The organism is Ralstonia edaphi (assembly GCF_958350185.1).
Lineage (GTDB): Bacteria > Pseudomonadota > Gammaproteobacteria > Burkholderiales > Burkholderiaceae > Ralstonia > Ralstonia edaphi.
The window spans coordinates 175,810-197,595 of record NZ_CATWHI010000006.1 but is presented as its reverse complement, the minus strand read 5'-3'; the positions used below and the strand labels follow the sequence as shown (position 1 = coordinate 197,595).

Genomic DNA, 21,786 nt, shown 5'->3' with positions numbered 1-21,786 from the left:
AGGTGAGGCGTACAAGGCATATGTGGGAATGCAAGGCGGGGTGAGGAACGCCCCGATGGCAGGCTCAGGTGTCAGTGCTGTCCATCGGGTGCAGCGATTGAAGCTCCGCCAGAAGCGCCTGTGCGTCTGCGGTGATGCTGGCAGACGGTTCTGAAAGATGCCGCTCCAACTCGCTTGCGGCCTCACGTGTTTGCAGGTCATCCACAACGGCGGCGGCACCCGATATTCGATGTGCCGCTCGACGTGCCTGCTCCACATTCCGATGTGCGACGCCCTGGGCAAGCATCTCAAGATCGGTTTTCATGGTCTGTCGATAGATCGCCAGCACGTCCACCGTCGGTGCCGCGTCGCGCTCTGCCGGCACCGTGTGGGCGTCAGAATCGCCATGGCCGCACCAGAGTTCGATCAGCTCCCGTAATGCGGCAAGGCGCAGCGGCTTGCCCAGAACGCCGTCCATGCCGCTGTCGAAGCACCGTGTGCGATGAGCATCGTCAGCCGCGGCGGAGATCGCCACAATGGGCGTGCGTTCGCTCCCGCGCCGGTGTTCGATTTCACGCATGCGCTGCGCGACGGTATAGCCGTCGATGCCCGGTAGGTTGCAGTCGAGCAGCACCATGTCAAACGCTGTCGAAGCGAATTGTTCGAGCGCCGCCTCGCCGGTGCCTGCGACGGTTGATCGGCAAGCCAGCGCATCAAGTTGATGCTGGATCGCGTGTTGCACGGCCTCGTGATCATCGACGATCAGGACTAGCGGTCCATCGTTCGATCCCGACAAGAGCGGTTTGATAGGCGGAGCCGGCGATGCCGCTTGCGCGCCAAGCGACGGATCCACGGGGGCCTGCGGTGATACCGACTCCGCGCCAGGTTCGCGCACCGGCAACATGACGGTGAACACCGTGCCGATCTCGGGGCTGCTGCTGACCGTGATCACGCCTTTCATCAGGTCGACTAATTCGCGGCAGATCGACAGGCCCAGCCCGCTGCCGCTGGCACCGCGGTTGCCTGGGCTTTCCACTCGCGCGTACGGCTCGAAGATATGCCGTTGGCGGTCCGGGGGGATGCCCATGCCGGTGTCCCGGATTTCAAGCACAAGCGTGCCAGTACCCCGGCGCTTTCCGGGCAGGTAGTCGACGCGCAGAACCACCTTGCCGGCCTCGGTGAACTTGATCGCATTCACCAACAGGTTCAGAACGATCTGCCGCACGCGCATGGGGTCGATTTCGACGCTGAAATCTGGCGCGCACGCTAGATCGAGGAACAGCGCCAGCTGCTTCTCCTCCGAGCGCCAACGCACCATGTCGAGCGTCTGCTCGGCCCATGGCCCGATCTCGGTTCGCTGCAGCGCGAGCGTCACGCTGCGCGATTCGAGACGAGAGTATTCGAGAACATCGTCGAGCAGCGCGAGGAGTGTTTCCGATGCCGAGACCGCTGCATTCGCGCGGCTCGCCTGTTCGCCAGTCAGCTGCGAGCGCTGGAGCAGCTCCAGCGACGCAAGGATGGTGTGCATCGGCGTGCGGATTTCGTGGCTGATGAAGGCGAGGAACATCGCCTTGTCGCGCTCACTACGTACGGCCGCAACGCGCGCGCGCCACAGCACGTACGCCAGGATCGCGAAGGCCAGCACAACACCGCCAACCAGCGCAACCTGCCACCATCGGTAATGGAGGATCGACGAAAGCGACGGTGCGCCGTAGTCGGTGGTTTCCTGCCATCGGTGCCGGATGGCATCAGCCTCTGAGGCCGGAATGGCGGTGAGCGACTTATCGAGAATCGACGCGAGCACGGTGTTGTCCTCGCGCGTGACCATCGTCAGCGCATACGGACGATCCCAGATGCTGCCTGAGAGAAAAAGCCGGCCCTTGAACTGGCGATTCAATTGCGGAAGGAGAGACGCGTCGGTCCCGAGGGCGGCGTCCGCCTCTTCGTTTGCGACGGCCTCCAGCGCATCGGACTCATCCTGAAACGTCAGCAACGTAACGGGTACATCGCTGTGGCGAATGGCAAGTTCGAGCCCGCCACCGCCTTTGATTGCAACCCGCTTGCCGGCCAGTTGCGGGAAGCCGGCAAACAGGTTTTCACGCTCGGCCGTGACGATTGCGATTGTGCCGACGTAGTACGGCGTACTTGCAGTGAACCCGTCTCGTTGGGGTGCCGCGTCGTAGTTCTTGCCCCAGTCCGGCAACATGTCGATGCTGCCGGACTTCAACGCTGCGACGGACCCTTTCCAGCAGGCGCCGTCGACATATTCGAAGCGCAACCCGCTCAGATCCGAAACCGCCTCGAGAAACGACGGAACGATGCCAACCACCTTGCCGCCTTCGACAAACTCGAACGGACGCCAGTGCGCGTTGACGCAGGTGCGCACCACCGGATGCGCAGCAATCCATGCATGTTCTTCCGGCGTGAATAGCGAGGTCGCTGCCGCATGGCTGCCCGCGGACGTCAAGCCAAGCCAACCGCCCAGGATCAGCGCGCGCACCATCGCCGCTACATTATTCACAGCATCCCCAGTCGCCATATCGGAATCGATTGCATCAGCGCGTCGCGTTTGCGACGTTGCCGAGCTGCCATTCCACAAGCTTAATTCAGTCCCGAGCCAGATGGCCGGAAACTGCCTTCAGGCCGTGTGGAGCGGTCAGCGAACGCACGGATGCGATTCGACCGGTGACGGGGCTGTCGCTTGTCGCCCGGGGAAGAACGCGGACGCTCAAGACCGACACGCGCGACGCCGCGCCAGGGCTACTGCAGCGGCGGCCAGCGCGAGCCCGACGATCGGGTCCACCGCACCGGCACCTCCCTCCCCTGGGCTGCCTGGGGCACCGCCCGCCGCCGCATCGCCTTCCGGACTCGTGCCGCCACCTGCAGCTTGCGTAGTGAGCGCGAGGTCGACCAGCACCGGATCGTGGTCCGACGAGCGGTACGCGTCCGGCGCGTAGAACGTCTGCTGCTGCTCGGCGCTCTTGTAGGCAAAGGAATATTCCAGCGCAATCGGCTCATCGGCGTTGATGTGCCATTCGTGCACGGCACGCACACGCTCGGCCAGGCCCGAATCAGCCAGCGCATGGTCGATGTAGCCGGCTTCGCCGCCATAGACGTAGCTGTAGGCATTCTTGCCGACGAACTTCGCCACCATGTCGGCATAGCCCTTGTCGGCGAACAGCACGACGGGGTCTTCCTTGGCATAGCTGTTGAGGTCGCCGATCAGGAGCTTGCCGATGTCTGCCACACCGGTCGGCGAGGTCGCGAGCCAATCGGCGATCAGGCCGGCAGCGCGGACGCGGGTGGGGTTCCAGCAGCTTTGGCCATCGCCCTGGTCGGCGTCCTTGCCGGTCGCGCCGGAGCAGCCCTTCGACTTCAGATGATTGACGACCACCGTGAAGTTCTGCGTGCCGCCGATGCGCCGGAAGCTGCGCGCCAGCGGCTGGCGGTTCTTGTCGTCGATGGCCAGGGTGGCCGGCACGCCAACCGGTTCCACGGTGCGGCTGTTGTAGAGGATCGCCACCGTGATCGCATCGCTGCCGAGCTTCGGCACGCCCGGATCGACGTAGCGCCAGTCGGCACCAAGCTGGCTCGTCAGCCGGCGGATGGCGCTGAGGCTGCCGTAGCCGTCGTTCTCGATTTCCATCAGGCCGACCACGTCAGCGTCGATGGCGCGGATGGCGGCGACGATCTTGGCCTCCTGGCGTTCGAACTCCGCCGGTGTCTTGGCCCCTCGATTAGCCGGATCATCGAAGCCGGCGCCTTTGCCGTCACCGTTGAAGTAGTTCAGCACGTTGAACGACGCCACGCGCACATCGGCCTGGGCGTGGCGGGCAGGTGCGCCGGCACGCGGGTTGGCGGCAGCGTTGAAAGCCGGTTCGGCCGCGCTCGGCACGGGCTGCAGGCGCCAAGCGTTGTAGCGCCTTTCCAGCACGCCCTGCACACCGCTCACGGTATAGCCGGCGCGCACGGGGTTGCCCGCTGACAAGCCAGGCGCGGGGTAGCGCACGTAGCGGGGATTCTGCTGGTTGGAGCCATCGCCGAGCACGATGCGGTTCAGCGCGTTGGCCAACGCCTGGCCCGCAGCGCCGCTCCCCGGTGGGGCTACGTTGGTCGGCAACGGCAAGCGTCCGTTGGTCAGCAAGAGACTGCCATAACGCCCGAGCTCGTACGTTTCGCTCACCGTCAGCGTCTGCGGCAGGCGCACGAGCATTCCTTCATATGCCGACAGCGCCTTGGCATCGGGCACGGGCAATGTCACATCGACGGGCGTCACGCTGTTGCCGCTGGCGCAGCTTGCGATGCCGCCGGTGGCCAGTGTCAGTTGCGTTTGGCCGTACTTCTCCTCGACCTTGCCGACAAGGTGGACGAGGTCACCGGCGCGGGCAGTAACGCCGGGGGCGTAGACGAACAGCCCTTCCGACACGCCGGGCAACCTGCGGCGCTGCGCGTCGGGCTGTTGCACGAAGAAGCCGTTGAAGCCGTTGGTGCCGCTGTAGTCGGCGGTCACGACCGCTTCGATCTCGACGTTCTGACCGGCCAGCGGGGAAGTTGTACCGGCGCCCTGCACATCTGCAAGGTGCGTTGCCGGCGCCCCGCACACGGCGGTGGCAGGCGGTGGTGTGACATTGCCCTGCCCGTTGTACAGGCCAAGATCCGAAAAATCGTCGATGTTGAACGCATCCCATTGCAGAGATGGATCGAAGGCCGCCGTGATGTTCGTGTCGCCCGTCTTCACCGTGCCTTTGCGGCGCAGCGTGTGGTCTTTCGTGCCGGCGCTGGCTGTGCCCCAAAAGCCGGACGGCGGCTGATAGCCGACCTGGCCGATGCGATCGACAACGACGCCGGAGCGTGTGAGCGTAAGCGCGTCGTCGCCGTTGAACGAGAACGCCGCGGTCTGGTTGACGCGCGTGCCGAGCGCGCTTGCCAGCGTGCTGTGGGCCATCACATGGACAGAGCCCGGTGCGAGCTTGCCCGAGAGCGCAAACGACGCGGTCGGCGCAGAGCTGCCATTGTTGTACTGCTCGATCTTGTAGACCGACAGATCGGCCTCGGTGCCGTCCGGGTTGTAGATTTCGATGGCTTTGTTGTTGGAGCTGCCTTCGACGTACTCGCTGATGAGCAGCTCGGCATGAGCAGGCAACGCCATGAATAGCACGGCGGAAAGGAAGAAATGCAGGCGCATGGGAACGAGGGATGGGGGGATGAAAGGGGGGTTCGGCATACCTTCAACAACGCCGATGACGCATGCATGGCACGTGGTCACCGATCGTTCAGCATTCTCTAAGCCGCCCCTGCCCTGTCGGCTACGCTCATCAAAAAATGAAACATGCGCCGCCTGTGGCTTGCAACGCGGGACCAATACAGAATTGCGGGAATTTATGGATTTCTGTACCTGTCGGCCAGAGCAAAGCCGGTGCTAGCCTGCAGACTGCTCATCCTCGTCGCCGACAGCGATTCCGCCATGCCTACGCTCACCAATCTGCTGACCTTTGCCCTCGTTGCGCTCGGCATGGTGCTGACGCCGGGCCCGAACATGATCTACCTGATCTCGCGTTCGATCTGCCAAGGGCGCAACGCGGGGCTGGTGTCGCTGGCGGGCATCGCCACAGGCTTTGTCTTCTACATGCTGTGCGCCGCATTCGGCATCACCGCCCTGCTGATGGCCGTGCCGTTTGCCTACGATGCGCTGCGCTTTGGCGGGGCGATCTATCTGCTGTACCTCGCCTGGCAGGCGGTGCGGCCGGGCGGCCGGGCGCCGTTCCAGGTGCGCGAACTGCCGATGGACAGCCCGCGCAAGCTCTACACGATGGGCTTGCTCACCAGCCTGCTCAACCCGAAAGTGGCGGTGCTGTATCTGTCGCTGCTGCCGCAGTTCATCGAGCCCGCGCACGGCAGCGTGCTGGTGCAGTCGGTCTGCCTGGGGGTCACGCAAATCTGCGTGAGCGTGACCGTCAATTCGATGATCGCCGCGACAGCGGGCAGCATCGCCGCGTTTCTCTCGCGCAAGCCGAGCTGGCTGTCGGTGCAGCGCTACCTGATGGGCACCGTGCTGACCAGCCTGGCGCTGCGCATGGCGATGGAAGCACGCAAGTAAGGCACACGAATTCGCGAAACGATTCGCCGCCAAATGACAAACGGGGCGATCCGGCCAAACCGGATCGCCCCGTTGTCATTGAACGCGCTGCCGGATCAGCGGCGACGCATGTAGAACGTGAACACCTTGTCGTGCTCGCTGTGCTCCAGCAGCTCGTTGCCGGTCTGCTTGGCGAAGGCCTGGAAGTCCCGCGTAGCGCCGGGGTCGGTGGCAAGAATCTTGAGCACGTCGCCGCTTTGCATGTCGGCAAGCGCCTTCTTCGTGCGCAGGATGGGCAGCGGGCAATTCAGGCCGCGCGCGTCGATTTCCTTTTGAAACTCCATGTCTTCCTCAGTGGTACGGGCAAGCGGCGCAGTACCGCTCGCATCAGTCATTCCGGGATTGTAACGAGCCGCGTGGGTTGCCACTGGCGCGGCGGCGGCTCGGCCGGTTCGCCGGTACGGATGTCGATGAAGCTGACAGGCAGGCCGCGCGCGGTCAGGAAATCTGCGACGGCATAGCCGGTGCCGGCCGTCCACGGACGGACTTTCTCAAACGGCTTCAAGCGGTATTCGACCAACTCTTCCGACAACGCGATCTCGCCATCGGCCACCACGTGGTACGCAATGATGAGTTCATTCTTGCGGATGAACTCATACACGCCGATCAGCGAGATCGATTGTGCGTCGAGGTTCGTCTCTTCCTTCAGCTCGCGCGCGATGCCCTCTTCGGGCGTCTCGTCGCGTTCGAGAAAGCCCGTGACGAGCGCGAACATGCCCTCGGGCCACAATGCGTTGCGCGCCAGGAACATCTGCCCGCGATATTCGACAACCGCCGCCAGGACGGGCAGCGGATTGTTCCAGTGCACGAAGCCGCAGTCCTGCGCCGGGCACGCGATGCGCAAGCGGCCGGCGTTGTGCTGCTCGACGAGCGGCGTGGCGCATTGCGGACAGAAACGGTAGTCGAAGCTCATGGCAATCAGATCGATTGAACGGCCTGCGCGCAGGCTGCGCGAATATCGGCGGCGAAGGCTTCCACCGTCTCGGGCTGCACGTCCCACGAGCACATCAGGCGGCAGCCGCCCGCACCAATGAACGTGTAGAAGCGCCAGCCGCGCGCGCGCAGCGTCTCGATGGCGGGCAGCGGCAGTTCGGCGAACACGGCGTTCGATTCGGTCGGGAACATGATGCGCACGCCCGGCACGTCGGCAATGCGCGCGTGCAGCAGCTGCGCCATTGCGTTGCCGTGGCGCGCGTTGCGCAGCCACACATCGTTCTCGAGCAAACCCAGCCACGGCGCCGAGATGAAGCGCATCTTCGATGCAAGCTGCCCGGCCTGCTTGACGCGATAGGCGAAGTCTTCCGCCAGGCGGCGATCGAAGAAGACCACGGCCTCGCCGACCGGCAGACCGTTCTTCGTGCCGCCAAAGCACAGCACATCCACGCCGGCACGCCATGTGATCTCCGACGGATGCACGCCCAGCGACGCCACCGCATTCGCAAAACGCGCGCCGTCCATGTGCACCCGCAACTGCCGACGCTTGGCAATCGCGGCAATCGCGCGCACCTCGTCGACGGTGTAGACGGTGCCGACTTCCGTCGACTGCGTCAGCGAAACGACTTTGGGTTTGGGATAGTGGATATCGGAGCGCCGCGTGACGAGCGCTTCGACCGCATCCGGCGTGAGCTTGCCGTTTTCGCCTTTGGCGGTCAGCAGCTTGGAGCCGTTGGAGAAAAACTCCGGGCCGCCGCATTCGTCGGTCTCGATATGCGCCAACTCGTGGCAGATCACGGAGTGATACGACTGGCACAGCGAGGACAGCGCCAGCGAATTGGCCGCCGTGCCGTTGAAGACGAAGAAGACTTCGCAGTCGGTCTCGAACAGGTCGCGGATGCGGTCGCACACGCGCTGCGTCCAGGAATCGTCGCCATAGGCCGGCTCATGGCCGCTGCCGTTGGCCTCCAGGAAATACTTCAGCGACTCCGGGCAGAAGCCCGCGTAGTTGTCTGAGGCGAAATGCTGCATGGGCTGCATGGCGGACCGGCAAATGGAAGTGGAAGACGGATTACTTCTGTTCGGACCACAGCACGCCGCCGGTGGCCCAGTTTTCGCGCTTGATGTCGGTGATGATGATGTCGACGGCAGCCGGCGCGCAGCCGAGCGATTCGCACGTGACGCGCGTCACTTCTTCGACGAGCTTCCTCTTCTGCTCAACGCTGCGGCCCTCGAACATCTCGATATGGAAAGTCGGCATGGTGTCTCCTGTTTGGTGAGTCGCTTTGACAGTCGCGTCAGTCACGATATGAAGCGTCGATTTTATCCAGTTTGCGCAGCAGCGCCGGCCACTCGATCACGCCTTCGATGGCGCCGCCATCTTCGAGCTGCTCTGCCGCGCGGTCTGCCACTTCCGGCGCGGGCGAGACGACCTCGCCACCGGCAAGCGCCTGAATCTGGATCTCGCATGCCTTGATGAGCGTGGCCATCAGCACGTGCGCCTCGGCCACGGTCCGGCCGATGGTGAGTGTGCCGTGATTGCGCAGCAGCATGGCGAAATGATGGCCGAGCGACGCGGTGAGGCGCGCGCCCTCTTCCGGCGTAAAGGCAAGGCCTTCGTAGTCGTGATACGCGATGCGCCGGTGAAACCGCAGCGCATGCTGAGACAGCGGCAGCAGCCCGTGCTTCTGCGCGGACACGGCAATGCCCGCCGTGTTATGCAGATGGATCACACACTGCGCGTCGGGCCGCGCGGCATGCACGGCAGCGTGCAACGCAAAACCCGTCACGTTGACGGACGGACGCGCCGCTGCATCGGGCCAATCGCCGACCAGTTGCCCCCGGCCATTGATCTTGACCAGGTTGGATGCGGTGATCTCGTCGAACGCGAGGCCGAACGCGTTGATCAGGAAGTGATCGGGCTCGCCCGGCACGGTGGCCGACAGATGGGTGTAGACAAGGTCGTCCCAACCGTTGAGCGCGGCCAGTCGGTACGCGGCCGCAAGGTCGACCCGCACGGCGCGCTCGGCCTGGCTGATCTCGCCGCCGGGCACAACGGCATCGGGGCGCAAGGCAAAAGACATGAGGCTCCTCCAATGGAGGAGGCATTCTAGAACGGGCGCGTCGACCGCGTGGTGCGCGCCCTCACATGTCGCGCATTACGCACGCGCGGGCGACGCGCGCCTGACCGCAACGAAGATCACCACGCCCGCCACCAGCGACACCGCCGCCACCGCCAGCGATGCATTGAAGCCGCCCGTGGCAGCAAACAGCCGGTTCGCCAGCGGCGGCCCCGCGATCTGGCCAATGCCATACGCGGCCGTCATGAGCCCCATCAGACGGGGCGCTGCATGCGGCCAGAGCCGACGCGCCTCGCGCATGGCGAACAGCGTGATCGCCGTGAACGGCAGGCCGAGCAGCGTGCTGGAAAGCGCCAACCCCGCCACCGTGGGCCACACGATGCTGATCGCCACGGCAACCGCTTGCATTGCGTATGCCGTGGCGAGCAGCGAGCGGTTGTCGCGCGCCAAACTGATCCGGGTCGAAAGGAACGCGCCGAGGGCGACGCCCGCACCAAACATCGGCCAGAACAGGTCTGGCCAGACGGAACCCGCGGGCAGCACCTTGCGGGCGATCACCGGAAGAAACGTGGCGGTGATGATGTAACCGAAGCCGGCAAGGCCGTAGGCAATCGTGAGCGCGCTGGTGGGCGCATCCAGGCCGGGTGCCGTGCCGGAAGCCGCTGGCGCCGGAGCAGCATGCGCGTGGGCTTCCGGCCGGATGGTCGACCACACCGCCGCCGAGAGCAGCGCTGAGAGCACGCCAAACGCCAGCCATGCCGACGTGGCGTGCCAACCCAGCGCCACCATGCCGCTGGCAGCCAGCCCCGGAATGGCGATGCCCAAGCCGGGCCCGCAGAAGATGATGCCGCCAAGCGCCGCATGTCCAAGCTCGGTCAGCCGATGCAGGCACCAGCCCGCCGTAAAGACGAACACGAGCGCGCTGGCCATGCCTGCCGCAAAGCGCAGCACAAGCCACGCCGGCTGCCCTTGCAGCACGCCCATTCCGGCCGTCAGCAGCACCGTCGCAACCAGGCCGGTGCGGATAAGTCGCGCCGCGTCGCCGCGCACCGCCATGCAGGCCAGCGCGCCCACGAAATAACCAAGGTAGTTACCGGTAGCCAGCCAGCTGCCCTGCGCCAGCGTCAGGCTGCCGTCGTGCAGCATCATCGGCAGGATCGGCGTGAAGGCGAAGCGGCCGATGCCCATCGCCACCGACAGCGCGACCATGCCTGCAATTGCCACGCGCCAGGCGGTGGCCCGCTTGGAATGCGCGGCGGACGCGGCGGAGGTGGACGACAGGATGTGCTCCATGGAAAGGCCTGGATGAGGAAATCGGCACTTCATCGTACGCAAGGCCGCCCATCCTGAAAAATGAATTATATTGAACAAACCCATTAGCATTTGAGATACATCATGGATCTGTCCTCGCTCGAGATCTTCCGGACGGTCGTGCGCGAAGGCGGTGTCACGCGGGCGGCGCAGCAGCTCAATCGCGTGCAGTCGAATGTGACGACCCGCATCCGCCAGCTGGAAACTTCGCTCGGCGTGCAGCTGTTTGTGCGCGAAAGCAAGCGCATGGTGCTGACGCCGGCCGGGCAGACCCTGCTGACCTACGCCGACGACATCCTCCGCCTGGCCGCCGAAGCGCGCCAGGCCGTGCAGCCGCGCGAGCCGCACGGGCGCCTGCGCATTGCCTCGATGGAAAGCACGGCGGCCAGCCGCCTGCCGGCCCTGCTCGCCACGCTGCATCAGCGCTGGCCGCGTGTGCAGCTTGAACTGGTAACGATGACCACGCGCCAGTCGCTCCAGGCGTTGTCGAACTTTGAAGTCGATTGCGCGTTCGTTGCCGAAACCGCGTGCCTGAACAACACGCGCGCCGCCATGACGACGCTGCCGGCCTTTGCGGAAGAGCTGGTACTGATTGCACACCGCGCCCATCCGCCCATCCGCCGCGCTTCGGATGTGCAGACCATGGGCCTGCTCGCATTCGAACCTGGCTGCGCCTATCGGCAACTGATCGAAGACTGGTTTGCAGCAGACGGCGTGGTGCCGTCGCGGGTGCTGGAGCTTGGCTCGTACCATGCCATCATCGCGTGCGCGGCGGCCGGGATTGGCGTGGCGCTGGTGCCGCGCTCGGTGCTCGAGCTCTACACGAATACCCCGGAAATCAGCATCCACGTGCTCGGCAAGCCGGGCCGTGTCGACACGCTGCTTGCCTGGCACCGCGACATGGCCGGCCCCGCCCTGCAGGCGCTGGTGCAACTGCTGAGCGAGCCGCAACCGACGGCAAAGGCCTCTGCGCGCGAGGCCGTTGCAGCCTGATGGGAAAGCAGAGATCGAGACTGCACCGCCCTCAGCTGACCGATCTCACAGGTCAATCTTCATGCCGAGTTTGAAGAGCCGCGGCGCCCCCATCGACAGACGATTGTTGCCGGCGCCCGCCCAGTAGCGCTTGTCGGTCAGGTTGTCGACGTTGAATTGCAGCGTTGCGCGCTTGCCCGAAATGCGCGTCACGTAGCGCACGCCGGCGCTAAAGAGCGTCGTGCCGCCCAGCTCTGCCTGGTTGGCGTCGTTCACGGGGCGCGGGCCGAGATAGTAGGCGCCCGCGTTGAACGAGACGGAAGGCAGCATCGGCAACGTGTATTCGGCAAAAACGCTGGCGGTGCTGCGCGGCGTGTTTTCCGGCGTTTTTCCGTCGAGGCCGTTGCCAACGCCGCGGAACTTCGCGTCCGTCCAGCCGGCGGAGGCCAGCAGCGACAAGTCCTTGGTGACGCGCCCCTGCGCGGTCAGTTCGATACCCCGAATCCGCTCGCGGCCGTCCTGCACGAAGATGTTTGCGTCGTTGGTGTAGCTCGCCGCCCGGTCGATGTCGTACACAGCGGCGGCGAGTTGCGTGCCGGCCGGCGTCTCGTAGCGCACGCCTACTTCCTTCTGTTCCGACAGCGCAGGCGGCATGGCCACGTTGGCGTTGGCGGCCGTGTTCGGTGCCCGCGCGCCGGCTTCCAAGCCCTGCGCGTACGACGCATACGCCGACAGCGCCGGCGTGAACTTGTAGATGACGGCACCCAGCGGCGTGGTCTTGCTGGCCTCATAGCGGTTGGGCGCCTGCTCGCTGGTGTAGCGCGTGTAGCGCAAGCCGGCGATGACTTGCCAGTGCTCCGATAGCGTCACGCGATCGAGCGCGTAGACGCCGGTATCAACCGCGCGCTGCTCGGCCGTAAAGCCGGTGCCGGTGGTGGGCAGCCAGCCGAGGTCGACGGGGTTGTACAGATTCTGCGTGCCAGAAAAGCGGTCGGAGTACACCGCCGCCTGACGCATGTCGGAACGCGCAATGCCGAAGGTCAGGTCGTGCGTGATCCAACCCGTCTTCTCGGTACCGGAAACGTCGGCCCGCACGTGGCTTGTATTCCAGCGACCGCTCTGGCGCTGGCCGGACAGCGTGCCGGCGCCCGTCAGCGCGTTGGTCAGCTTGAATTCGGAAAACGCCCGCGTGCGCGCCGTCTCCGAGATGCCGCCCTCCACCGTCAGCAGCCACGCATCGGCGAGCGCGTAATCGGCACGCAGCAGCGCGTTGGTGTTGTTGCCATCAAAGTCGGCCCAGCCCGGCGAAATGCGTTTGCTCGGGTCGGGCATGGCCGGCAAGGTGATGACGCCGTTTTTGGCGGCGGGCAGCGTCACCACCGACTGCTCGGTGATGACCTTGCGCGAATATTCCACGTCGGCCTTCAGGCTCAGGCGGCTGTTGACCTTCCAGTCGAAGGCCACGGCGGCAAGCTGGCGCGTGCCGTCAATGCCGCTGGTAGGCGACTGCAACGAGCCGCCCGCGGCGTTGAAGCGAATGCCGTACTGATTGTCTTCACCGAAGCGCCGGCCGACGTCGAGCGTGCCGACAGCGGTGCCGTTGCTGTCGAACTGCATGCCCAGCGTGGTGACCGACGTGTTGCCCGCCCGCTTGGTCACGAGATTCACCACGCCACCCGGCGTCGTGTAGCCGTAATACAGCGCCGACACGCCTTTCAGCACCTCCACGCGTTCCTTGTCTTCCAGCGGGATCGCCGTGAGCGCCGGAATCGGCATCGAGCCGTTGAAGCGGAAATTGGTGCGGTTCTCCAGCGTGACGCCGCGGATGGCGAGGTTGTCGAACGTTTCGCCCGACAACTGCTGGCGCGTCACGCCCGCCGTATTGCGCAGCGCGTCGTACAGCGACGTGTCTTGCTGCGCGTCGAGCGCCTCGCGCGTGACCACGTTCACGGTAGCAGGAATGTCGCGCAACGCCATGCCGCGGAACGCCCCGACCTGCGCCGTGCTGGCTGCAAAGCCCCGCTGGCTGCCTGCCGTGACGGTCGTCTCGTTGAGGTCGACCGTCGCGCTGCCTGCGGCCGGCTGGCCTGCTTCGGCATGCGCCAATGTGGAAACGGCAAGAGGAATGGCGGCGAGCGCGCAGGAAAAAGCGCGGGCCGTGAGATGACGGTTCATCGCAGGCAACAGGGTCGATCAGGATTGGCGAAACCGGACGCGCGGCAATGCGCTGAGAGAAGAAAAACGCGCCGCAAAACATCACGCGGCGCGTCGATCTGTTGGCTGGCAGGTGGAAACCCGCTGGCTCGCCCGGCTGGAGCGATGGTCAGCGGGTGGGCATTCGCCCGTGGCCTTCCATCAAATGAGAATGATTCGCATTATATAGATTGAAATGTGATGTCAGCAACTGTTAATTCGCCGGCACCCCCTGCTTCCACTGGGGCCAGTGCTGCACGATGTCGTCCAACAACGGCTTGGCCGCATTGACGAGATTGTGCGTGGCCGGCACGAAACCGCCCTGCTGCGCGTAGTTGATGAGCCCGTCGGAGGCGGTCTGGCCGTCGTACGGACGGTCGAAGTCGGACCCGGCGCGCAGCAGTGCCACGCGGCTGAAGTCGACCTTGCCGGCACGGGCGCCGCGCGTCAGCACTTCCAGCGTGGCGTTGTCTTCCTGCGCCGTCGTGCAGTAGGTGCCCTTGTTGTCGGTCATCGTCTTCACCCAGTCACGTGCGCGCTGTCCGAGGTTGCGGCCGGCCCACCATGTATCGGCGGAAGCCACGTCGCACTGGATGACGGCAGGCGGCTGGTTGGCCGGCGCATATGCGTAGTTCTTGCGGAAGGCGATGGCCTCGGGGCTGTCTTCCAGCGTCGCCGATTTCGACAGCGTGTACGCCTTCTGCAGCAGCGTCTCGTTGAGCTGGAACACCTCCGTGCGATAGTCCATCGGCGGCTTCTCGCCGGGGCCCTTGGTGCCAATGCCGAAGTAGCCGTACGGCCAGCCGGCCGGCATCTCGCGCGCATCGATCTCGTGCGAAAGGCCGTAATCGACCGCATACCGCGCCCACGCCGCCGAGCCCACCGTCCCCTGCCCCGGATCGATGCCCGCAATGCCGGCAATCACAAAGTAGGTGTGCGAGAGGTCCAGCTTGCTGCGATAGAGCAGCGCGGAAATCGTCGACGCGGCATTCGCATAGCCCATGCCCGTGGTGACTTGGCAGATGCCGTCGTAATTGCACAGCATGTTGGGTGCGTCGGGCGACAGGCCGGAGATGTAGACCTTCTCCTTCAGGTCGTAGCGGTCGATAAAGGGTTGGGCTTCGCCCTGGAACATATTGATGACGATGACCTTGACGCCGTCGAACGCGCAGCTGTTCAAGGTCAGCGCTGCGGCACCGACGGCGCAGAGCTTCGCGATCGTACGCAAACGAGGCATGGGCATCTTGAGTCGGGAATCGATCATGGCGAGGGCACTCCGTGTTTCCACACGCTCCAGCGCGTGACGATCTCGTTGACCAGCGGACCGCCCGCCAGGTACAGGTTATTGAGCGACGGCACGAACCCGCCCGAGTTGCTGTTGACCAGCGAGTCATACGGCGTCTGCCCCGGATACGGCCGATCGAAGTTGGACGCGGTGCGCAGCACGGCCACACGCTGCAGGTCGAGCAGGCCCGCCTTGGAGCCGCGTGTGAGTGCTTCGAACGTGGCGTTGTCTTCCTGCTGCGTGGTGCAGTAGGTGCCCTGCCCGTCCGTCAGCAGCTTGACCCACGCGGCTTCGCGCTCGCCCAGCTTGGCGCCGTGCCAGTACGTGTTGCCCGCAGCGGTGTCGCATTGCACGACGGAGGGCGGCTGGTTGGCCGGTGCGCTCGGGTAGTTGGCGCGATAGGCCCTCGCGGTGGCGTTGTCGTCCAGCACCGCGCCCTTGGAAAGCGCCAGCGCCTTCTGCAGCAGCGCCTCGTTCACGCGAAACACTTCGGTCTTGTAATCCAGCGGCGGTTTCTGCCCGGGGCCTTGCGTGTTGATGCCGATGAAACCGTTCGGCCAGCTGGCGGGCACCTCGCGCGCATCGATCTCCCACGCGATGTCGCTGTCGACCAGGAAGCGCGCCCACGCGGCGCTGCCGAGCGTGCCCTGCGACGGGTCGATCCCCGCAATGCCCGCCACGAGGAAGTACGTGCGCTGCAGATCGAACTTGCCGCTGTAGATCAGCGCCGACACCGACGACGCAGCATTCGCCTTGCCCATGCCGGTGGTGAGCTGGCAGACGTCGCTGGCGTTGCAATGCACGTTCGGATAGTCGATGGACAGGCCCGGCACCGGCACGTCCTGCGTGAGGCCGAGTTTGTCGATCCACGGCTGCGCCTCGGGCGCGAACATGCTGATGATCAGCACCTTGACCTTGCGCGCGTGCGACTCCGGCGCAAGTTGCGCGCCCGGCTGCGTCGACGCGCCAACGCCCGCCGCCAGCAACGCGCCAACCGCGACGGCACGCGCCAATCGTTTGCCTTTGCGCCCGAGCAGCCGGTGCGGCGGCTGCGGCGGCGGGGCGTCGACCTTCTCAGATAGGACGCTCATGGTTCTCCTCGGATTTTGGGGATAGGGATGGGATCAACCCGCGCTGTGGGGAACAGCGCGCGCCACCGATGCAAGTTGCCTGCCAGGGGGCACACAATCTCTACGCAATCGGCAACGTGTCCGGTATAGGCCATGGCGGCGCCTGTCTCCAGCCGGGCACCGTTCCGGAGCTTGTTCTTACGGCGCAGACAAGCCCCACAGCGGGGCGCGCCTTGCCCTGAAATTCAGGCTACCGCCCTACGGAAAATCCGTTGATGCGTTGTGCAAATGGTTCCGCGTCACGCCGATCGCCGGTGCCTTGCGACCCAGCACCGTCGGCCACGACCCGGGGAAGCAGGCCGAGGCCACTACGCTCGGCATCGTTCAGCGCATGGCGCCGAAACGACCGCCTACGCGTCTTCGAACTGGAAGCCCCCCCTCGCTGATCGCCCAAAACAAAACGGCGCGCGCCCCGTTGCCGGGAACGCGCGCCGTTCAGCGCATGCGGTGCGAAGGCGTTACATCAGACCTTCTGCTGGACCCACGCTGCCACACCGGCCAGCGCCTGCGGCAGGTTGTCCGGCTCCGTGCCGCCAGCCTGTGCCATGTCCGGGCGGCCGCCGCCCTTGCCGCCGACCTGCTGGGCGACAAAGTTGACCAGCTCGCCGGCCTTGACCTTGGCCGTGGCGTCGGCCGTCACGCCGGCAATCAGCGCGACCTTGCCGTCGCTCACGCTGCCCAGCACGATGGCCGCGGTCTGCAGCTTGTCCTTGAGCTTGTCCATGGTCTCGCGCAGCGTCTTGGCATCGGCGCCGTCCAGCTTGGCAGCCAGCACCTTGATGCCGGCCACGTCCACGGCCTGGCTCACGAGTTCGTCGCCCTGGCTTGCGGCCAGCTTCGACTTCAGGCGCTCCAGTTCCTTCTCGAGCGTCTTGACCTGGTCCTGCACCTGCACGATCCGCTGCGTCAGTTCCGACGGCTGCGCGCGCAGTGCGGCGGCCGCTTCGTTGATGCGCGTATCGAGCGTCTGCAGGTAGTGCAGCACGTTGTCGCCGGTGATGGCTTCCACACGGCGGATGCCCGCTGCCACGCCCGACTCGCTCACGATCTTGAACAGGCCGATGTCGCCCGTGCGCGCCACGTGCGTGCCGCCACACAATTCCTTCGACGAACCGATCGACAGCACGCGCACTTCGTCGCCGTACTTCTCGCCGAAGAGCGCCATCGCGCCGTTCTTGACCGCGTCGTCAAAGCCCATCAGCTGCGCGCTGGTGGCAGCGTTGGCAAAAATTTCTGCGTTGACGCGCGCTTCCACTTCGCGAATCTGCAGCGGCGTCATCGGTGCGTTGTGCGAGAAGTCGAAGCGCGTCTTTTCCGCATCGACCAGCGAGCCCTTCTGCTGCACGTGGCTGCCCAGCACTTCGCGCAGCGCCTTGTGCATCAGGTGCGTTGCCGAGTGGTTGCGCATGGTGCGCGCGCGGCGCACTGCGTCCACTTCCGCCGCCACGGCGTCGCCAACCTTCAGCACGCCGGTGCGCAGCTCGCCGTGGTGACCGAACACTTCGGGCTGCACCTTCAGCGTGTCGACCACGTCAAACCAGACGGTCGCGGCCTTCAGCGTGCCCTGGTCGCCAACCTGGCCGCCCGATTCCGCATAGAACGGGGTGTGGTCCAGCACCACCACGCCGGTCTGGCCCGGATGCATTTCCTGCACCGATGCGCCATCCACAAACAGCGCCGTCACACGCGCGGTTTCGCGCACGAGCTGCTCGTAGCCGTGGAAGGTGGTCTTGTCGCCGGTGTAGTCGAGCGTGCCGGCGGCCATCTTGAACTTGCCGGCGGCGCGTGCCTGTTCGCGCTGGCGAGTCATGGCGGCATCAAAGGCGGCTTCGTCGACGATCACGTCGTTCTCCCGGCAGACGTCTTGCGTCAGGTCCAGCGGGAAACCGTAGGTGTCGTGCAGCTTGAAGGCCAGTTCGCCGTCGAGCATCTTGGCGCCGGAGGTCTTCAGCTCGCCCAGCGCGGCGTCGAGGATCGACATGCCGTGCTCGATGGTCTCGAAGAAGCGGGCTTCTTCCGTACGCAGCACTTCGACCACGCGGTCGCGCGCCTCGCGCAATTCCGGATAGGCTTCGCCCATCTGCGCGACGAGGTCGTCCACGAGCTTGTGGAAGAACGCTGCGCGGCAGCCGAGCTTGTAACCGTGGCGGATGGCGCGGCGGATGATCCGGCGCAGCACGTAGCCGCGGCCTTCATTGCCCGGAATCACGCCGTCGACGATCAGGAACGAGCATGCACGGATGTGGTCGGCAATCACGCGCAGCGAGTTGTTGGCCAAATCCTTGGTGTTGGTCTCGCGCGCGGCAGCGGCGATGAGCGCCTGGAACAGGTCGATCTCGTAGTTGCTGTGCACGTGCTGCAGGATCGCAGCCAGACGCTCCATGCCCATGCCGGTGTCGACGCACGGTGCGGGCAGCGGGGTCAGCGTGTATTCGCCGGTCGCCGGATCGAGCTGGCGATCGAACTGCATGAACACGTTGTTCCAGATTTCGATGTAGCGGTCGCCGTCGGCTTCCGGGCTTCCCGGGGGGCCGCCCCACACGTCCGCGCCGTGGTCGTAGAAGATTTCCGAGCACGGGCCGCACGGGCCGGTTTCGGCCATCTGCCAAAAATTGTCGGAGGCGTACGGCGCGCCCTTGTTGTCGCCGATGCGCACGACGCGCTCGGGCGGCAGGCCGATGACCTTGGTCCAGATGTCGTAGGCCTCGTCGTCGGTCTGGTAGACGGTGGCCCAAAGCTTTTCGGCCGGCAGCTTGTATTCCTGCGTCAGCAGTTCCCACGCCCACACGAGTGCGTCGCGCTTGAAGTAGTCGCCGAACGACCAGTTGCCGAGCATTTCGAAGAACGTGTGGTGACGCGCGGTGTAACCAACGTTTTCCAGGTCGTTGTGCTTGCCGCCGGCGCGCAGGCAGCGCTGCACGGAGGCCGCGCGCACGTACGGGCGCTTGTCGGTGCCGAGAAAGACGTCCTTGAACTGCACCATGCCGGAGTTGGTGAACAGCAGCGTCGGGTCGTTGCCCGGCACCAGCGGCGAGGAGCGCACCACGGTGTGGCCCTTCGTCTCGAAGAACGTCAGGAATTTTTGGCGGATATCGGAGGCTTTCATGTCGCGGGGTGCCGGAGTCAGCATTGCGCCTTGGAGCATCCCGCTCCTGAGCGCCTTGGATTAGTGCAAACCGTTGATTATACGGGGTTCGCGCCCGGGTCGCGTCCATTCTGCGCCGCATTTTCCGCGGTTGGTCGCAAGGGCCCGGGGCCTCACCGGGGCGTGGTGTAGAGTGCACCCGTTCCAATCGTGTCGATTCGTCAACCTATGGGCGCTCTGAGCCATCTTCGTGTTCTCGACCTGACCCGCGTGCTTGCCGGCCCCTGGTGCGCGCAAAACCTCGCCGATTTTGGCGCCGACGTCATCAAGGTGGAGCGTCCCGGCGCCGGCGACGACACCCGCACCTGGGGCCCGCCCTGGCTCAAGGACGAAGCCGGCCAAGACACCGCCGAAGCTGCGTACTACCTGGCTGCCAACCGCAACAAGCGCTCCATCACCGTCGACATCAGCACGCCCGAGGGCCAGGACATCGTCCGCAAGCTTGCCGCGCACGCCGACGTGGTGCTCGAGAACTACAAGGTCGGCCAGCTCAAGAAATACGGGCTCGACTACGCATCGCTCAAGGCGGTGAAGCCCGACCTCATCTACTGCTCCATCACGGGCTTCGGCCAGACCGGCCCCTACGCCGCCCGAGCCGGCTACGACTTCATCGTGCAAGGCATGGGCGGCTTCATGAGCCTGACCGGCGAGCGCGACGACCTGCCCGGCGGCGGCCCGCAAAAAGCCGGCGTGGCCATTTCCGATCTGATGACCGGCATGTACGCCACCGTCGCCGTGCTGGCCGCTCTTGCCCATCGGGACCGCACCGGCGAGGGCCAGTACATCGACATGGCGCTGCTCGACGTGCAGGTCGCCATGCTGGCCAACATGAACACCAACTACCTGGCCAGCGGCCAGGCACCGAAGCGCTGGGGCAACGCGCATCCAAACATCGTGCCGTATCAGACGTTCCAGGCAGCAAACGGCTGGATCATCGTGGCGGTCGGCAACGACGGGCAGTTCCGCCGCTTTGTGGATGCGGGCGGCATGCCCGAGCTGGCCGACGACCCGCGCTTTGCCACCAACCCGCAGCGCGTGGCCAACCGCGACGTGCTGGTGCCGATTCTGGCGGAGATGGTCAAGCGCCTGAGCAAAGGCGAATGGATCGACAAGCTCGAAGCCGCCGGCGTGCCGTGCGGCCCGATCAACTCGCTCGACGAGGTGTTCGACAACGAGCAGGTGCAGGCGCGCGGCCTGCGCGTCGATCTTCCTCATCCGAGCGCCGGCACCGTCAAGCTGGTCGGCAGCCCCGTCAAGATGAGCGCCACGCCGCCCAAGGCCGCAAGCCATCCGCCGCTGCTGGGCGAACACACCGAGGCCGTGCTGCGCGACGTACTGAATCTGAACACGGAGCAGATCGAAACGCTGCGCACGCGCGGCGTGATCTGAGCCCGGCAATTTACGCTAACCCTTTCCTACCCTGACGAGGTCAACATGTGGCTTGATGCGTTGCTGGCTTACCTGCATTACATCTCGATCTTCACGCTGATCGTCTTCATCACCGCCGAAGCCGTTGTACTGCGGCCCGACATGACGCCCGAGATCCGCAAGCGCCTGGCGCGCTATGACGCCGCGTACGGCGCCGCGGCGGTGGCGGTGGTTGTCACCGGCGTGCTCCGCGTCGTCTACGGAGCGAAGGGCTACGCCTTCTACGTTCACAACCCGGTATTCCACCTCAAGGTTGGCCTGTTCATCCTCGTAGGCCTGATGTCGATCGTTCCGACCATCAACATCCTGCGCTGGAAGAAGCAAGGGAAGACTCTGCCCGACTTCGTGCCCACGCCATCGGAGATTGCCAAGACGCGCCGCTGGGTCATGATCGAGTCGCACCTGATCATCTTCATTCCACTGGCGGCCGTGCTGATGGCGCGCGGTATCGGCATGTGATTGCAGGGGGCCAGGCAATCGTGTTGAGCGGCCCCGAATTTCCCTAGCGCAGCCCTAGGGACAAACCCTGAATCGTTTGCCCAGGCGCCGCGCGGGGCCATGACAAGGCCCGCCCTCCCCTCCGCAAGGTGCTTGAAAGCCAGTCTGCTTAGCGTGCAAACTTGGTCGCCTTACAAGGCACAAGGCGGCCTGCCACACCCGACGCGGCACGCCACCCCGAGGAGACCAGACTTGCAGAACGATCCACAAGGTCGTCCGGTGATCCGCAGTCACCAGGACTTTGCATCCGGCATCATGTTCATCGTGGCCGGTGCGGCGTTTGCCATTCTGGCGCGCAGCTATCGCATGGGTACGGCGGGCAGCATGGGGCCGGGCTACTTCCCGTTCTGGCTGGGCGTGGTGCTCGTACTGCTGGGCGTGGTGGTGGTCGTGCAATCGCTGTCACGCAAAGGCGTGATCGATCGCATTCCGCGCTGGGACGTCAAGACGCTGCTGTGGGTTCTCGGCTCCGTGGTGCTGTTCGGGCTGTTGCTGCAACCGCTTGGGCTCGTCTTATCGATTGTGGTGCTCGTGCTGGTCTCCAGCATGGCGAGCCACGAATTCACCCTCAAGGGCGCCGCCGGCACCGCCCTCGCCATGGTCGTGATGAGCCTCGCGGCCTTCGTCTACGGGCTCAAGCTGCAGTTCCCGGTGTGGCCTGCCTTCATCGGCAATTGAGCGAGAGGCACACGACA

The 21,786-nt window shown here is 65.1% G+C and carries 17 protein-coding genes; 5 read left to right on the top strand and 12 right to left on the bottom strand.

Annotated elements, in window-relative coordinates; translation table 11 throughout:
• Positions 1 to 64: 64 nt before the first annotated feature.
• Positions 65 to 2,518, bottom strand: a complete 2,454-nt coding sequence (locus tag R2669_RS21165) for an ATP-binding protein (RefSeq protein WP_316901937.1) — start codon at positions 2,516 to 2,518, stop codon at positions 65 to 67.
• A gap of 189 nt (positions 2,519 to 2,707) precedes the next feature.
• The gene (locus R2669_RS21160; RefSeq protein WP_316901936.1) at positions 2,708 to 5,164 is read right to left on the bottom strand and encodes an ExeM/NucH family extracellular endonuclease; all 2,457 of its coding nucleotides are present in this window, start codon (positions 5,162 to 5,164) and stop codon (positions 2,708 to 2,710) included.
• Between the two features lie 279 nt (positions 5,165 to 5,443).
• On the opposite strand from R2669_RS21160, the gene R2669_RS21155 reads away from it, so the two are divergent.
• Entirely contained in the window at positions 5,444 to 6,076 is a 633-nt protein-coding gene (locus tag R2669_RS21155) for a LysE family translocator (RefSeq protein ID WP_027677897.1), read from the top strand.
• A 95-nt stretch (positions 6,077 to 6,171) separates the two neighbouring features.
• On the opposite strand, the gene R2669_RS21150 is transcribed toward R2669_RS21155, so the two are convergent.
• The 6 genes from R2669_RS21150 to R2669_RS21125 all read right to left on the bottom strand — a co-directional run bounded on the left by R2669_RS21150 (position 6,172) and on the right by R2669_RS21125 (position 10,422).
• Positions 6,172 to 6,399, bottom strand: coding sequence for a sulfurtransferase TusA family protein (locus tag R2669_RS21150; RefSeq protein ID WP_004629370.1), 228 nt, complete (start codon positions 6,397 to 6,399; stop codon positions 6,172 to 6,174).
• 47 nt (positions 6,400 to 6,446) lie between these two features.
• On the bottom strand, positions 6,447 to 7,028 hold the full coding sequence (locus tag R2669_RS21145; protein WP_316901935.1) for an NUDIX domain-containing protein: 582 nt from the start codon (positions 7,026 to 7,028) through the stop codon (positions 6,447 to 6,449).
• A gap of 5 nt (positions 7,029 to 7,033) precedes the next feature.
• A complete protein-coding gene (locus R2669_RS21140; protein ID WP_147218238.1) occupies positions 7,034 to 8,080 on the bottom strand; it encodes a threonine aldolase family protein in 1,047 nt (348 codons plus the stop codon).
• 40 nt (positions 8,081 to 8,120) lie between these two features.
• The gene (locus R2669_RS21135; protein ID WP_147218136.1) at positions 8,121 to 8,309 is read right to left on the bottom strand and encodes a 4-oxalocrotonate tautomerase; all 189 of its coding nucleotides are present in this window, start codon (positions 8,307 to 8,309) and stop codon (positions 8,121 to 8,123) included.
• A gap of 37 nt (positions 8,310 to 8,346) precedes the next feature.
• The gene (locus tag R2669_RS21130; protein ID WP_316901934.1) at positions 8,347 to 9,132 is read right to left on the bottom strand and encodes a class II aldolase/adducin family protein; all 786 of its coding nucleotides are present in this window, start codon (positions 9,130 to 9,132) and stop codon (positions 8,347 to 8,349) included.
• Between the two features lie 75 nt (positions 9,133 to 9,207).
• The gene (locus R2669_RS21125; RefSeq protein WP_316901933.1) at positions 9,208 to 10,422 is read right to left on the bottom strand and encodes a YbfB/YjiJ family MFS transporter; all 1,215 of its coding nucleotides are present in this window, start codon (positions 10,420 to 10,422) and stop codon (positions 9,208 to 9,210) included.
• Between the two features lie 102 nt (positions 10,423 to 10,524).
• Between R2669_RS21125 and R2669_RS21120 the strand changes: the two genes are divergently transcribed.
• Positions 10,525 to 11,433 (top strand): LysR family transcriptional regulator, encoded by a 909-nt coding sequence (locus tag R2669_RS21120; RefSeq protein WP_316901932.1) that lies wholly within the window; start codon positions 10,525 to 10,527, stop codon positions 11,431 to 11,433.
• 45 nt (positions 11,434 to 11,478) lie between these two features.
• On the opposite strand, the gene R2669_RS21115 is transcribed toward R2669_RS21120, so the two are convergent.
• The 4 genes from R2669_RS21115 to alaS form a co-directional block, all read right to left on the bottom strand.
• A complete protein-coding gene (locus tag R2669_RS21115; RefSeq protein ID WP_316888190.1) occupies positions 11,479 to 13,587 on the bottom strand; it encodes a TonB-dependent siderophore receptor in 2,109 nt (702 codons plus the stop codon).
• 232 nt (positions 13,588 to 13,819) lie between these two features.
• Entirely contained in the window at positions 13,820 to 14,869 is a 1,050-nt protein-coding gene (locus R2669_RS21110) for a purine-nucleoside phosphorylase (RefSeq protein WP_316888193.1), read from the bottom strand.
• Positions 14,866 to 15,981, bottom strand: coding sequence for a purine-nucleoside phosphorylase (locus tag R2669_RS21105; RefSeq protein ID WP_316901931.1), 1,116 nt, complete (start codon positions 15,979 to 15,981; stop codon positions 14,866 to 14,868). The genes R2669_RS21110 and R2669_RS21105 overlap by 4 nt, the downstream gene beginning before the upstream one ends.
• Positions 15,982 to 16,483: 502 nt before the next feature.
• Positions 16,484 to 19,126, bottom strand: coding sequence for an alanine--tRNA ligase (gene alaS / locus R2669_RS21100; RefSeq protein WP_316901930.1), 2,643 nt, complete (start codon positions 19,124 to 19,126; stop codon positions 16,484 to 16,486).
• Positions 19,127 to 19,333: 207 nt separating this feature from the next.
• Between alaS and R2669_RS21095 the strand changes: the two genes are divergently transcribed.
• The 3 genes from R2669_RS21095 (at position 19,334) to R2669_RS21085 (ending at position 21,769) form a co-directional block, all read left to right on the top strand.
• The gene (locus tag R2669_RS21095; RefSeq protein ID WP_316901929.1) at positions 19,334 to 20,554 is read left to right on the top strand and encodes a CaiB/BaiF CoA transferase family protein; all 1,221 of its coding nucleotides are present in this window, start codon (positions 19,334 to 19,336) and stop codon (positions 20,552 to 20,554) included.
• 45 nt (positions 20,555 to 20,599) lie between these two features.
• Positions 20,600 to 21,052, top strand: a complete 453-nt coding sequence (locus R2669_RS21090) for a DUF2214 family protein (RefSeq protein WP_316901928.1) — start codon at positions 20,600 to 20,602, stop codon at positions 21,050 to 21,052.
• A gap of 294 nt (positions 21,053 to 21,346) precedes the next feature.
• Entirely contained in the window at positions 21,347 to 21,769 is a 423-nt protein-coding gene (locus tag R2669_RS21085; RefSeq protein ID WP_316901954.1) for a tripartite tricarboxylate transporter TctB family protein, read from the top strand.
• The last annotated feature ends 17 nt before the right edge of the window (positions 21,770 to 21,786 follow it).